Raw genomic sequence first — 13,906 nt, 5'->3', positions numbered from 1 at the left:
ACGCGCCGAAGGAGCGCACGGTTCCCGCCCGCGCGCGCCGGCTCAGTCGCCGTAGTCGGACATGGAGTCCAGCAGCCGAGCGGACCGTGCCGGCACCGTCACACCGTGGATCAGCGAGGGCGGCACCGGACCGGGGCCCGCATGCGTCGGCGGCGCCCAGCGCGGGGCCATCCGGGCGCAGTCCCCGCGCAGGGAGGCCAGGTCGCCGTCGAGTTCGGCGGGAGCGTACGTGGGAACCTCGAGCTTCGTCATGGCGGCACCGTAAGCACGTGGGAACGATGAACAAAGACCTACTATCGGGTAGTTTCGCCTGCTTCAGTGTCCCGCGCCAACCGGGTAGCGTGAACTGTCAAGCTGCCTCCCACAGGAGAGTCCACGCCGTGCGCATCGCAGTCACCGGCTCCATCGCCACCGACCACCTCATGACCTTCCCCGGCCGTTTCGCCGACCAGTTCGTCGCGGACCAGCTGCACACGGTCTCGCTCTCCTTCCTGGTCGACAACCTCGACGTCCGCAGGGGCGGCGTCGGCGCCAACATCGCCTTCGGCATGGGTCAGCTCGGCACGAAGCCGATCCTCGCCGGCGCCGCCGGCTTCGACTTCGACGAGTACCGGTCCTGGCTGGACCGCCACGGCGTCGACACCGAGTCGGTCCGGATCTCCGAGACCCTGCACACCGCCCGCTTCGTGTGCACCACCGACGCCGACCACAACCAGATCGGCTCCTTCTACACCGGCGCGATGAGCGAGGCCCGCCTCATCGAACTCAAGACCGTCGCCGACCGCGTCGGCGGCCTCGACCTGGTCCTGATCGGCGCCGACGACCCGGAGGCGATGCTCCGCCACACGGAGGAGTGCCGCTCCCGGAACATCCCCTTCGCCGCCGACTTCTCCCAGCAGATCGCCCGCATGGAGGGCGAGGAGATCCGGATCCTGCTGGACGGCGCCACGTACCTGTTCTCCAACGAGTACGAGAAGGGTCTCATCGAGTCCAAGACCGGCTGGTCGGACGCGGAGATCCTGGCCAAGGTCGGCCACCGGGTCACCACCCTCGGCTCCCGCGGCGTCCGCGTCGAGCGGTCCGGCGAGGACCCGATCGAGGTCGGCTGCGCCGAGGAGGAGCGCAAGGCCGACCCCACGGGCGTCGGCGACGCCTTCCGGGCCGGCTTCCTGTCCGGTCTGGCCTGGGGTGTCCCGCTGGAGCGCGCGGCCCAGGTCGGCTGCATGCTGGCGACGCTCGTCATCGAGACGGTCGGCACCCAGGAGTACCAGCTTCGCCGGGGCCACTTCATGGACCGGTTCACCAAGGCGTACGGGCACGACGCGGCCGAGGAGGTACGCGCGCACCTGAGCTGAACGCCCACCACGAGGGGGGCGGGCCCGCCCGCCCCTCGTCAGCTCACCCGGCGGACCAGATGGGCCGAGCCCCGCTCCGCGGGCTCCTCGCCCAGGTACTCCTGGCCCCGCATCTCGCACCACGCCGGAATGTCCAGGCGGGCCGCCTCGTCGTCCGACAGGACCCGGACCGTGCCGCCCACCGGCACCTCCCCGAAGACCCTGGCCAGCTCGATGACCGGGATCGGGCAGCGCTTGCCGAGGGAGTCGACGACCAGCTCCCGCGCCCGCACGGCCGTGGCCGGCACGGCCGACGGGGCCCCCAGCTTCTCCCGGACCTCCGCCACCACCCGGGGCAGCACCTCGAGGAACCGCTCCACGTCCTCCGCCGCGGTCCCCACCGGCAGGGACACGCGCACGTTCCCCTCGCTCAGCACGCCCATCGCCCTCAGCACATGGCTGGGCGTCAGCGTGCTGCTGGTGCACGAGGATCCGGACGACACCGAGAAGCCCTCCCGGTCCAACCCGTGCAGCAGGGCCTCTCCGTCGACATAGAGACAGGAGAAGGTGACGATGCCCGGCAGCCGTCGCTCCGGATCGCCCACCACCTCCACATCCGGCACCAGCCGCGGCACCCGGGCCCGGATCCGCTCCGTCAGTTCCCGCAGCCGCAGCGCCTCCCGGGCCGCATCGGCCCGTACCGCCCGCAGGGATGCGGCGGCCGCCACGATGGCCGGCAGGTTCCCGAAACCGGGCGCCCGCCCCGACTCCCTCTCGTCCACCGGGCCTCGCGGCGCGAACCGCACCCCCTTGCGCACGGCCAGCAGACCCACGCCCGGGGGGCCGCCCCACTTGTGCGCGCTGCCCGCCAGCAGCGACCAGTCGCCCTCGACCGGTCCCCACGCCAGGGACTGAGCGGCGTCCACCAGCAACGGCACGCCGGCGGCCCGGCACGCCGCGGCCACCTCGGCCACCGGCTGGACGGTCCCGACCTCGTGACTGGCCGACTGGAGGCAGGCCAGCGCGGTGTCCGGCCGGAGAGCGGCGGCGTAGACCGAGGGGTCCACCGCCCCGCCGCGCTGCACGGCCACCCGGTCGACAGAGCCGCCCTCCGCCTCGAACGCGTCAGCCGAATGGAGGACCGAGGAGTGTTCGACGGCTGACACGATCAGGTGGCGCCCCGCCCGCCGCCGCCCGGCCAGCGCCCCGGCGACACCCGTGTGCACGGCCCAGGTCCCGGACGAGCCGAACACCACCTCGTCCGCCCGGCACTCCACGGCCTCGGCCACCGCCTCCCGGGCCGCGTCGAGCAGCATCCGCGCCTTCCGCCCCTCCCGGTAGAGCCGGGCCGGATCGGCCCACCCGTCGTCGAGCGAGGCCAACAACGCCTGCCGGGCGACAGGATGAAGGGGAGCCGCTGAAGCGGAGTCGAAGTAGGCCACACGGCAACGGTAGAACGCCGGTCGGCGGACGGGCGCGCGGGGCCGGGGTGAGCCGCGGCCCCGCCACGGGCGCGGGACCAGCCGCGACGTGCCCGCGTCCGGCGGTCAAACCCCGACAACCCGAGCCATTGGGCACCCCTTCCCACCTCTTCGGAGTGACCGGCGGCGCGTATGGCACCCTCCCCGCGAACCCTCGAAGAGCGTCGGCTAGGGTTTGGTCCGCATAAACATCCAAACCCCTGCCCGACGCAGGGCGGCGACCGACCAGCGAGAAGGCCGCAGCCGTACAGCGCGGGCGAGACTCTCGGGAAGGCGCTACGTGAGTCCCAACGGCTCCGACCGCTCGCCGCGGCGCCCGATGCGGCGGAAGCTGCTGCAGGCACTGACCGCGGGCCTGGTCCTGGCGACAGCCACCGGTTGCTCGTACAACTGGGAAGACTTCCCCCGCCTTGGTATGCCCACCCCGACCACGGAAGAGGCTCCCCGGATCCTCTCCCTGTGGCAGGGTTCCTGGGCGGCTGCGCTCGCCGTCGGCGTGCTGGTGTGGGGCCTGATCCTGTGGAGCGCCATGTTCCACCGGCGCAGCCGCACCAAGGTCGAGGTACCTCCGCAGACCCGGTACAACATGCCGATCGAGGCCCTGTACACGGTGGTCCCGATCATCATCATCTCGGTGCTGTTCTACTTCACGGCCCGGGACGAGACGAAGCTCCTGAGCCTCTCCAAGAAGCCGGACGTCACGGTCAACGTGGTCGGCTTCCAGTGGAGCTGGGGCTTCAACTACATCGAGAACGTTCCCGGCTCGGCCGGCAACGCCAAGACCGACCCGAACCTGTCCGCGATTCCGGACCGGTTCAAGAACGCCTTCCCGGCCGACGCCGGCGGTGTCTACGACGTCGGTACCCCGGCCACCCGGAACCCGCAGACGGGCAACCCCGGCCCGACCCTCTGGCTCCCCAAGGGGCAGAAGGTCCGCTTCGTCCTGACCTCGCGTGACGTCATCCACTCCTTCTGGGTGGTGCCGTTCCTGATGAAGCAGGACGTCATCCCGGGCCACACCAACGCCTTCGAGGTGACCCCCAACAAGGAGGGCACCTTCCTCGGCAAGTGCGCGGAGCTCTGCGGCGTCGACCACTCCCGGATGCTGTTCAACGTGAAGGTCGTCTCCCCCGAGCGTTACCAGCAGCACCTCAAGGACCTCGCCAAGAAGGGGCAGACCGGTTATATTCCCGCCGGCATCGCGCAGACGAGCCACGAGAAGAACCGGGAGACGAACAACCTGTGAGCATCCTCAACGAACCCCAGGGTGCCGCGGCAGCTGAGGACTCGTACGCGAACGAGCTGCCGGTCAGGCGCAAGGAGCCCGGAAACCTCGTGGTCAAGTGGCTGACGACCACCGACCACAAGACGATCGGCACGCTCTATCTGGTCACCTCGTTCGCGTTCTTCCTGATCGGTGGCGTGATGGCGCTGCTGATGCGCGCCGAGCTGGCCCGTCCGGGCCTGCAGATCATGTCGAACGAGCAGTTCAACCAGGCGTTCACGATGCACGGCACGATCATGCTGCTGATGTTCGCGACGCCGCTGTTCGCCGGTTTCACGAACTGGATCATGCCGCTGCAGATCGGCGCGCCCGACGTGGCGTTCCCGCGGCTGAACATGTTCGCCTACTGGCTCTACCTGTTCGGCTCGACCATCGCGGTCGGCGGCTTCCTCACGCCGCAGGGCGCTGCCGACTTCGGCTGGTTCGCCTACAGCCCGCTGTCGGACGCGGTCCGCAGCCCGGGTCTGGGCGCCGACATGTGGATCATGGGTCTGGCCTTCTCCGGCTTCGGCACCATCCTCGGCGCGGTCAACTTCATCACCACGATCATCTGCATGCGCGCCCCGGGCATGACCATGTTCCGCATGCCGATCTTCGTGTGGAACGTGCTGCTGACCGCCGTGCTGGTCCTGCTCGCCTTCCCGGTCCTGGCGGCCGCGCTGTTCGCCCTGGAGGCGGACCGCAAGTTCGGCGCGCACGTCTTCGACGCCACCAACGGCGGCGCACTGCTGTGGCAACACCTCTTCTGGTTCTTCGGCCATCCAGAGGTGTACATCATCGCCCTGCCGTTCTTCGGCATCATCTCCGAGGTCATCCCGGTCTTCTCCCGCAAGCCGATGTTCGGCTACATGGGCCTGGTCGCGGCGACCATCGCGATCGCCGGCCTGTCCGTGACGGTGTGGGCGCACCACATGTACGTCACCGGCGGTGTGCTGCTGCCCTTCTTCTCCTTCATGACCTTCCTGATCGCGGTCCCGACCGGGGTGAAGTTCTTCAACTGGATCGGCACCATGTGGAAGGGCTCGCTGTCCTTCGAGACCCCGATGCTCTGGGCGGTCGGCTTCCTGATCACCTTCACCTTCGGTGGTCTGACCGGTGTCATCCTGGCCTCGCCGCCGATGGACTTCCATGTCTCGGACTCGTACTTCGTGGTGGCCCACTTCCACTACGTGGTCTTCGGCACCGTCGTGTTCGCCATGTTCGCGGGCTTCCACTTCTGGTGGCCGAAGATGACGGGCAAGATGCTGGACGAGCGGCTGGGCAAGATCACCTTCTGGACGCTGTTCGTCGGCTTCCACGGCACCTTCCTGGTCCAGCACTGGCTGGGCGCCGAGGGCATGCCGCGCCGGTACGCCGACTACCTGGCGGCCGACGGCTTCACCGCCCTGAACACGATCTCCACCATCAGCTCGTTCCTGCTGGGCCTGTCGATGCTGCCGTTCCTCTACAACGTGTGGAAGACGGCGAAGTACGGCAAGCCGGTCGGCGTGGACGACCCGTGGGGCTACGGCCGCTCGCTGGAGTGGGCGACGTCCTGCCCGCCGCCGCGGCACAACTTCCTCACCCTGCCGCGGATCCGCAGTGAATCCCCGGCGTTCGACCTGCACCACCCCGAGATCGTCGCGCTCGAGCAGCTCGAGCACGCCGGTCACGGCACCGCCATCGCGGGCGAGAAGGAGGCCGGCAAGTGAAGATCCAGGGCCGGATGTTCATCTGGCTGAGCTTCTTCCTCCTGATCATGGCCGTCGTGTACGGCGTGTGGTCGAAGGAGCCGGCCGGCACCACGGCGCTCTTCCTGGCCTTCGGCCTGGCCATCATGATCGGCTTCTACCTGGGCTTCACCGCCCGGCGGGTCGACGCGGGTGCCCAGGACGACAAGGAGGCCGACGTCGCGGACGACGCGGGCGAGCTGGGCTTCTTCAGCCCGCACAGCTGGCAGCCGCTCATGCTGGGCGTCGGCGGCGCGATCGCCTTCCTCAGCATCGCGGTCGGCTGGTGGCTGATCTACTTCGCCGCGCCGATCATCGCCATCGGCCTGTTCGGCTGGGTGTTCGAGTACTACCACGGTGAGAACCGCACCCAGTAGCGAGCGTTGACGCCCGCGCCGAGCGCGCCGGGAGCCCGGACCTTCCACCAGGAGGGTCCGGGCTCCTGCTTTTGCCGCGGGGCATCACCCGAACGACTTACGTGCCGCGCCAACCAGGTCTTCATCTCATAGCGTGATCACATGAATCACACTCCGCGGACCCGCACCGTCGTCAGCTGCGCGTTGCTGGTGATCGCCCTCGGCGCGGGCGTCACCTCCTGCGGTTCGGACGGCAACCCCCTGTCGGCCAGTCCGTACGACGCGGCGGACGAGATCTCCTTCAACGGCCCGACCGAGGCCGGGAAGCAGGCCGACCCGGACAAGCCCCTGGAGATCACCGCCGAGAGCGGTGAGGGCCGGATCACCGACGTGACCGCCCAGGACTCCACAGGGCGCTTCGTGGCGGGCGAACTCGCCGCCGACGGCAGTCGCTGGCACAGCATCTCCCCGCTGGCCGCGAACGCCCACTACACGGTCCGCGTCAGCACCGAGGACGACGACGGAGCGCCGGGGCGCAAGGTCCTCACCTTCGACACCAGCAAGCCCGCCAGCAAGCAGCGGCTGAACGTCACGTTCGGGCCCGAGGCGGGTGTCTACGGCGTCGGGCAGCCCATCACCGCGCAGCTCGACCGCGAGGTCAAGGACAAGGCGCAGCGGGCCGTCGTCGAGCGCGGCCTGCGCGTGGACTCCGTGCCGGCCGTGCAGGGCTCCTGGTACTGGGTCAGCGACAAGGAACTCCACTTCCGCCCCAAGGACTACTGGCCCGCCCACGCCACCGTCCAGGTCCACAGCAACCTGGAGGGCGTGAAGGTCGGCGACCGGCTCTGGGGCGGCAAGGCGAAGGCGTTGAAGATCACAACGGGTGACCGGATCGAGGCCATCACGGACGCCTCGACGCACCAGCTCACCTTCTACAAGAACGGCCAGGCGGTCGAGCAGATCCCGGTCACCACGGGCAAGCCCGGCTTCGAGACCCGCAACGGGGTCAAGGTCGTCCTGGAGAAGCAGTACTTCGTACGGATGCGCGGCACCACCGTCGGGATCGCCGAGGGCAGCTCCGACTCGTACGACCTGCCCGTCTACTACGCCACCCGCGTCACCTGGTCCGGCGAGTACGTGCACGCGGCGCCCTGGTCGGTCGGCTCCCAGGGTTCCGCCAACGTCAGCCACGGCTGCACGGGCATGAGCACGTCCAACGCCGAGTGGTTCTTCGACAACGTCCATCCGGGTGACATCGTCAAGGTGGTCAACTCCAACGGCGACCCGATGGAGACCTTCGGCAACGGCTTCGGGGACTGGAACCTCGACTGGAACAAGTGGCGCACGGGCAGCGCCCTGACGTCCGGCACACCGGACACCGCGGTACCGTCCCGCGACGCCCCCCGGCTGCGGCCGGTGGCCCTGTGACCCGGGGGCGCGGGGCGGTACGGCCCGCCCCGCGCCCCAGGACCGTCCCTCAGACGCTCAGCAGTCGCTTGCGACGCAGCAGGGCCGCCAGGGCGGAGGCGAACTCCACCGGCTCCACCGGAAGCGTCACAGCGGCGTCCGCGCGGCTCCAGGTGGCCAGCCAGGCGTCCTGGGGCCGCCCCATGAGCAGCAGCACGGGCGGGCAGTCGAACACCTCGTCCTTGATCTGCCGGCACACCCCCATGCCGCCCATCGGCACGGCCTCGCCGTCGAGCACGCACACGTCGATGCCGCCCTTGTCCAGCTCGCGCACCACCGCCTCGGGCGTCGCGCACTCCAGGAACTCCACGGCCGGCACGTCCGGAGCGGGCCGCCGTCCGGCGGCCAGCCGCACCTGCTCGCGGGTGTTGGAGTCGTCGCTGTACACCAGCACTGTGGCGGTCGGCTGCATGCTTCCTCCGAGACGTCGACGTCGTACGGACCGGGCCGTTCGAGGCGGATGCTACTCCCATGAACACCACGTCAACACCGGTTCGGCGGGGCAAGACACTCCGAACGGCACCCCCCGGAGTGAGGGCGGGATAAGCGACCGACATAATGTCGGTCGTGGCGACAGCAACGACAGTAGAAACCGGGCACGCGCACCCGTCGGTCAATCGACCGAACCTCACCAGCGTCGGAACCATCATCTGGCTGAGTTCCGAGCTGATGTTCTTCGCGGCCCTCTTCGCGATGTACTTCACCCTCCGGTCGGTGACCGGACCGGCGCACTGGAAGGAGATGGCGGAGGCACTCAACGTGCCGTTCTCCGCCACGAACACCACGATCCTGGTGCTCTCCTCGCTGACCTGCCAGCTCGGCGTCTTCGCCGCCGAGCGCGGGGACGTGAAGAAGCTCCGTGGCTGGTTCATCCTCACCTTCATCATGGGCGCGATCTTCATCGGCGGTCAGATCTACGAGTACACGGAGCTGGTGAAGAAGGACGGGATCTCCCTGTCCTCCGACCCGTACGGCTCGGTGTTCTACCTGACCACCGGCTTCCACGGGCTGCACGTGACGGGCGGTCTCATCGCCTTCCTGCTGGTCCTCGGCCGTACCTACGCGGCGAAGAGGTTCACGCATGAGCAGGCGACCGCCGCCATCGTCGTGTCCTACTACTGGCACTTCGTCGATGTCGTCTGGATCGGCCTCTTCGCCACGATCTACCTGATCAAGTAGCCGGGACCGTTCCCGCACATCCAGCATCGACGCAGAAGATCCTGACACCGGGGTAATCCGTGAAAAAGCTCTCCGCACGACGACGCCATCCGCTGGCGGCGGTCGTCGTCCTACTCCTCGCGCTGGCGGCCACCGGGGGGCTGTACGCCGCGTTCGCGCCCGCGAGCAAGGCACAGGCCGATGAAACCTCCCAGTCCCTGACCATCAAGGAGGGCAAGAAGCTCTACGAGGTCGGCTGCGCCAGCTGCCACGGCACCGGTGGCAAGGGCTCCTCCGACGGGCCGAGTCTGGTCGGCGTGGGCGCCGCGGCCGTCGACTTCCAGGTCGGGACGGGCCGCATGCCCGCCTCCACCTCGCAGATGGCGCAGATCCCGCGCAAGAAGCCCGTGTACACGCAGGCCCAGATCGACCAGCTCGCCGCGTACGTCGCGTCGCTGGGCGCCGGCCCGAACGTGCCGACGAAGCAGCAGTACGGCCCGGAGGGCGCGGACATCGCCAAGGGCGGCGAGCTCTTCCGCACCAACTGCGCGCAGTGCCACAATTTCACCGGCAAGGGCGGTGCTCTCACCAAGGGCAAGTACGCGCCGAGCCTCGAGGGCGTGGACCCCAAGCACATCTACGAGGCCATGCAGACCGGCCCGCAGAACATGCCGTCCTTCCCCGACACCACGATGTCGGAGAAGAACAAGAAGGACATCATCGCGTACCTGAACGCGGTCAACGGTGACGAGACGGTCAACCCGGGTGGCCTCGAGCTGGGCGGCCTCGGGCCGGTCAGCGAGGGTCTGTTCGCCTGGATCTTCGGCCTCGGCGCACTGATCGCGGTTGCCGTGTGGGTCGCCGCCCGGACCGCAAAGGCCAAGAAGTCATGAGTAGCCAAGACATTCCAGAAGAGAACCTGCCCGCAGAGCAGGACCACGCGCACGGCGCCGTGAGCGTCGCGGACGAGGCCAACCCGTTCGCGGACCCGGGGCTGCCGCCCCACGAGCACCGGATCCAGGACATCGACGAGCGGGCCGCGAAGCGGTCCGAGCGCGTCGTCGCCATGCTGTTCACGGTCTCGATGCTGGCCACCGTCGGCTTCATCGCCTCGTACGTGACGATCTCGCCCGACACCTCGGTCTACATCTTCCCGATCGGGCACATCAGCGCGCTGAACTTCGCGCTCGGCCTGACCCTGGGCGCCGCCCTGTTCTGCATCGGCGCGGGCGCGGTCCACTGGGCCCGCACCCTGATGTCCGACGTGGAGGTCGCCGCCGAGCGTCACCCGATCGCGGCCCCGGCCGAGGTCCGCGCGCAGGTGCACGCGGACTTCAAGGAGGGCGCGAAGGAGTCGGCGCTCGGCCGCCGCAAGCTGATCCGCAACACGATGCTCGGCGCGCTCACCCTGGTGCCGCTCTCCGGCGTCGTGCTGCTGCGTGACCTCGGCCCGCTGCCCGGCACCTCGCTGCGGCACACCCTGTGGGCCAAGGGCAAGCTCCTCGTCAACATGAACACGAACCAGCCGCTGCGTCCCGAGGACGTCCAGGTCGGTTCGCTCACCTTCGCCAAGCCCGAGGGCCTGGAGGAGGCCGACGAGGACTTCCAGAACGAGATCGCCAAGGCCGCTCTGATGATCATCCGGCTGCAGCCGGGCAACATCAAGGACAAGCGCGAGCTCGACTGGTCGCACGAGGGCATCGTCGCCTTCTCGAAGATCTGCACCCACGTGGGTTGCCCGATCTCGCTGTACGAGCAGCAGACGCATCACGTCCTGTGCCCGTGCCACCAGTCCACCTTCGACCTCTCCGACGGTGCCCGAGTGATCTTCGGCCCGGCCGGTCACGCCCTGCCGCAGCTCCGCATCGGCGTGAACGACGAGGGTTACCTCCAGGCGCTCGGCGACTTCGAGGAGCCCGTCGGTCCTGCATTCTGGGAGCGCGGATGAGCACCAACGAGAACAACGAGCGACGCGGCAAGGCGCCGGCCGGCGAGCGGGTCGCGGACTGGGCCGACGGCCGGCTGGGGATCTACTCCCTGGCCAAGGCCAACATGCGCAAGATCTTCCCCGACCACTGGTCGTTCATGTTGGGCGAAGTCTGCATGTACAGCTTCCTCATCATCATCCTGACCGGTGTCTACCTGACGCTGTTCTTCCACCCGTCGATGAACGAGGTGGAGTACCACGGCAGCTACGTCCCGCTCCAGGGACAGCTGATGTCCGAGGCGTTCAACTCGACCCTGCACATCTCCTTCGACGTGCGCGGTGGTCTGCTCATCCGGCAGATCCACCACTGGGCCGCGCTGATCTTCCTCGCCGGCATGTTCGTGCACATGATGCGCGTGTTCTTCACCGGCGCGTTCCGCAAGCCGCGTGAGATCAACTGGCTGTTCGGCTTCCTGCTGTTCGTCCTGGGCATGTTCACCGGCTTCACCGGTTACTCGCTCCCGGACGACCTGCTCTCCGGCACCGGTGTGCGCTTCACCGAGGGTGCGATCCTGTCCATGCCGATCGTCGGCACGTACATCTCGTACTTCCTCTTCGGCGGCGAGTTCCCCGGCCACGACTTCGTGGCCCGGTTCTACTCGATCCACATCCTGCTGCTGCCGGGCATCATGCTCGGGCTGATGGTGGGCCACCTGATCCTGGTCTTCTACCACAAGCACACGCAGTTCGCGGGTCCCGGAAAGACCGAGAAGAACGTCGTCGGCATGCCGCTGCTGCCGGTGTACATGGCCAAGGCCGGAGGCTTCTTCTTCCTGGTCTTCGGCGTGATCGCGGCCATCGCCGCGGTCACCCAGATCAACCCGATCTGGGCCATGGGCCCCTACCGTCCGGACCAGGTGTCCACGGGCGCCCAGCCCGACTGGTACATGGGCTTCGCCGAGGGTCTGGTCCGCTACATGCCGGGCTGGGAGATCAACTTCTGGGGTCACACGCTCGTCCTGGGCGTGTTCATCCCGCTGGTCCTCTTCGGCCTGGTGCTCGGCGTGATCGCGCTCTACCCGTTCATCGAGTCCTGGGTCACCGGCGACAAGAGCGAGCACCACATCCTGGACCGCCCGCGCAACGCCCCGACGCGCACCGCGTTCGGTGTCGCCTGGATCACGGTGTACATGGTCGGCCTGGTCGGCGGTGGCAACGACCTGTTCGCCACCCACTTCAGCCTGTCGCTGAACGCGGTCACCTGGTTCGTCCGGATCGCCTTCTTCGCCGGACCGGTCATCGCCTTCATCGTCACCAAGCGGATCTGCCTCGGCCTGCAGCGCCGGGACCGCGAGAAGGTGCTGCACGGCCGCGAGACGGGCATCATCAAGCGCCTGCCGCACGGTGAGTTCATCGAGATCCACGAGCCGCTCAGCCAGGAGCAGCTCCACACCCTCACCGCCCACCACCAGTACGAGCCGGCCGAGATCGGCCCGACGGTGGACGAGAACGGTGTCGAGCGCAAGGTGAAGGGGTCCGAGAAGCTGCGCACCAAGCTCAGCAACGCCTACTACGGCGAGGACAACCAGATCCCGAAGGCCACCGTCGAGGAATACCGGGAGATCACGAGCGGCCACGGCCACCACTGATCCCCGAGCGTCGCCACGCCACAGTCGAAGGGCCCCGTCCGGATGGGGGTACCCCCCGCTCGAGCTCGTTCGAGAGCCTGGGGGAGGACGGGGCCCTTCGCCGCGTCCGGGGCTGGATAGGGTGGGGGCAACTGTTCTGCGACGACACCCAGGAGCGGCCATGAGCGCTGTGACCCCCGCTGGAGGCGACACCGCGGCGGGCCGTTCCTGGCCCGCCCTGCTGAACGGCCTGCTGGACGGCCGGGACCTGTCCGCCGACGAGACCGCCTGGGCGATGGACCGCATCATGCGGGGCGAGGCGACCGACGCCCAGATCGCCGGGTTCATGGTGGCGCTGCGGGCCAAGGGCGAGACGGTCCAGGAGATCACCGGCCTCGTGCGGACCATGTACGAGCACGCCAACGTGATCGAGGTGCCCGGCCCGGCCGTCGACATCGTCGGCACCGGCGGCGACGGCGCGAAGACGGTGAACATCTCCACCATGTCGTCGATCGTCGTCGCCGGCACCGGCACGAAGGTCGTCAAGCACGGCAACCGCGCCGCGTCGTCCGCCTCCGGCTCCTCCGACGTCCTGGAGAAGCTCGGCATCGATCTCAACCTGACCCCGCGGCGGGTCGCCGAGGTCGCCGAAGAGGCGGGCATCACCATCTGCTTCGCGGTGAAGTTCCACCCGTCGCTGCGCCACGTCGCGGCGGCCCGGGGCCAGTTGGGCATCCGTACCACCTTCAACGTGCTCGGCCCGCTGACCAACCCGGCCAAGGTGCGCGCCCAGGCGGTCGGTGTGGCCGATCCGCGCATGGCGCCCATCGTGGCCGGGGTCCTCGCCGAGCGAGGGAACTCCGCCCTGGTGTTCCGGGGCGACGACGGCCTGGACGAGCTGACCACCACCTCCACGTCCCGGGTGTGGGTGGTCCGGGACGGCAGGGTCGCCGAGGAGCGCTTCGACCCGCGGGACGTCGGCATCGAGCTGGTCCCCGTGGAGGCGCTGCGCGGCGCCGACGCCTCGTACAACGCGGAGGTGGCCCGGCGCGTGCTGGACGGTGAGCACGGACCCGTCCGGGACGCGGTGCTGCTGAACTCGGCGGCGGCGCTGGTCGCCCTGCGGCCGGCCGACCAGCCGCTCGCCGAGCAGCTCCGCGCGGGCATGGCGAGGGCGGCGGAGTCGATCGACAGCGGGGCGGCGAAGCGGGCGCTGGAGCGCTGGGTGGCGGCCAGCAACGCCTGACACCCGCCCGGTGCGACGCGGGGCGCTGTCCGGATGACGGACCGCGCCTTGCGCACCGAAGATCGTGTGGCAGGATGCTGAACCAGGTCATGAGTGACAGCCATTCGGCCCCGGCCGGCTGTCCGGCAACCCTCCGTCCGTGGCGGGGTGCCCCGGGTGAGGACCAGGTCGTGGGCAGCGAGGTCCACGGCAAGCGCGGACCCCTCGCGCGGCTCCTGAAGGAGCGCGGGACCAGGGGTCCTGGTCGTCGAGGGAGCCTTCCGTGAGCAAGCGAATGCGATAGGGCGTAGAGCCCCGCCTCCGCGTACCCCTTTT

At 69.0% G+C, this 13,906-nt stretch carries 13 protein-coding genes and 1 riboswitch; of the genes, 10 read left to right on the top strand and 3 right to left on the bottom strand.

The window, feature by feature from the left end:
- Nucleotides 1–42 precede the first annotated feature (42 nt).
- Nucleotides 43–252: a hypothetical protein gene (locus MXD57_RS10780; protein ID WP_250401131.1), complete on the bottom strand. Its 210-nt coding sequence runs from the start codon at nucleotides 250–252 to the stop codon at nucleotides 43–45.
- Between the two features lie 128 nt (nucleotides 253–380).
- On the opposite strand from MXD57_RS10780, the gene MXD57_RS10775 reads away from it, so the two are divergent.
- Nucleotides 381–1,355, top strand: coding sequence for a carbohydrate kinase family protein (locus MXD57_RS10775; protein WP_250401130.1), 975 nt, complete (start codon nucleotides 381–383; stop codon nucleotides 1,353–1,355).
- Between the two features lie 38 nt (nucleotides 1,356–1,393).
- Here the strand turns inward: MXD57_RS10775 and MXD57_RS10770 are convergent, their stop codons facing one another.
- Entirely contained in the window at nucleotides 1,394–2,776 is a 1,383-nt protein-coding gene (locus MXD57_RS10770) for a cysteine desulfurase/sulfurtransferase TusA family protein (protein ID WP_250401129.1), read from the bottom strand.
- Nucleotides 2,777–3,095: 319 nt separating this feature from the next.
- On the opposite strand from MXD57_RS10770, the gene ctaC reads away from it, so the two are divergent.
- From ctaC to MXD57_RS10750, 4 genes are all read left to right on the top strand, one after another.
- A complete protein-coding gene (gene ctaC, locus MXD57_RS10765; protein WP_250401128.1) occupies nucleotides 3,096–4,061 on the top strand; it encodes an aa3-type cytochrome oxidase subunit II in 966 nt (321 codons plus the stop codon).
- On the top strand, nucleotides 4,058–5,791 hold the full coding sequence (gene ctaD, locus MXD57_RS10760) for an aa3-type cytochrome oxidase subunit I (protein WP_250401127.1): 1,734 nt from the start codon (nucleotides 4,058–4,060) through the stop codon (nucleotides 5,789–5,791). The genes ctaC and ctaD overlap by 4 nt, the downstream gene beginning before the upstream one ends.
- On the top strand, nucleotides 5,788–6,186 hold the full coding sequence (locus MXD57_RS10755) for a cytochrome c oxidase subunit 4 (protein ID WP_250401126.1): 399 nt from the start codon (nucleotides 5,788–5,790) through the stop codon (nucleotides 6,184–6,186). The genes ctaD and MXD57_RS10755 overlap by 4 nt, the downstream gene beginning before the upstream one ends.
- 141 nt (nucleotides 6,187–6,327) lie before the next feature.
- Complete coding sequence (locus MXD57_RS10750; protein WP_250401125.1) at nucleotides 6,328–7,593, top strand: L,D-transpeptidase; 1,266 nt, start codon at nucleotides 6,328–6,330, stop codon at nucleotides 7,591–7,593.
- 49 nt (nucleotides 7,594–7,642) lie between these two features.
- Here MXD57_RS10750 and MXD57_RS10745 read toward each other — a convergent pair whose 3' ends face one another.
- Nucleotides 7,643–8,044 carry a hypothetical protein gene (locus tag MXD57_RS10745; RefSeq protein ID WP_250401124.1) on the bottom strand — a complete coding sequence of 134 codons (402 nt, stop codon included), beginning with the start codon at nucleotides 8,042–8,044 and terminating at the stop codon, nucleotides 7,643–7,645.
- Between the two features lie 146 nt (nucleotides 8,045–8,190).
- On the opposite strand from MXD57_RS10745, the gene ctaE reads away from it, so the two are divergent.
- The 5 genes from ctaE (at nucleotide 8,191) to trpD (ending at nucleotide 13,591) form a co-directional block, all read left to right on the top strand.
- A complete protein-coding gene (gene ctaE, locus MXD57_RS10740) occupies nucleotides 8,191–8,811 on the top strand; it encodes an aa3-type cytochrome oxidase subunit III (RefSeq protein WP_143636562.1) in 621 nt (206 codons plus the stop codon).
- Between the two features lie 59 nt (nucleotides 8,812–8,870).
- Entirely contained in the window at nucleotides 8,871–9,683 is an 813-nt protein-coding gene (gene qcrC / locus MXD57_RS10735) for a cytochrome bc1 complex diheme cytochrome c subunit (protein WP_250401123.1), read from the top strand.
- Nucleotides 9,680–10,738, top strand: coding sequence for a cytochrome bc1 complex Rieske iron-sulfur subunit (gene qcrA / locus MXD57_RS10730; RefSeq protein WP_250401122.1), 1,059 nt, complete (start codon nucleotides 9,680–9,682; stop codon nucleotides 10,736–10,738). Before qcrC ends, qcrA begins: the two co-directional genes overlap by 4 nt.
- Nucleotides 10,735–12,366, top strand: a complete 1,632-nt coding sequence (gene qcrB, locus MXD57_RS10725) for a cytochrome bc1 complex cytochrome b subunit (protein ID WP_250401121.1) — start codon at nucleotides 10,735–10,737, stop codon at nucleotides 12,364–12,366. The genes qcrA and qcrB overlap by 4 nt, the downstream gene beginning before the upstream one ends.
- 160 nt (nucleotides 12,367–12,526) lie before the next feature.
- On the top strand, nucleotides 12,527–13,591 hold the full coding sequence (trpD, locus tag MXD57_RS10720) for an anthranilate phosphoribosyltransferase (protein ID WP_250401120.1): 1,065 nt from the start codon (nucleotides 12,527–12,529) through the stop codon (nucleotides 13,589–13,591).
- A gap of 85 nt (nucleotides 13,592–13,676) precedes the next feature.
- Nucleotides 13,677–13,793: riboswitch (SAM riboswitch) on the top strand.
- Nucleotides 13,794–13,906: the final 113 nt, after the last annotated feature.

It is taken from the genome of Streptomyces cellostaticus (genome assembly GCF_023630175.1).
GTDB lineage: Bacteria > Actinomycetota > Actinomycetes > Streptomycetales > Streptomycetaceae > Streptomyces > Streptomyces cellostaticus_A.
This window is presented reverse-complemented; position numbering and strand designations above follow the sequence as displayed.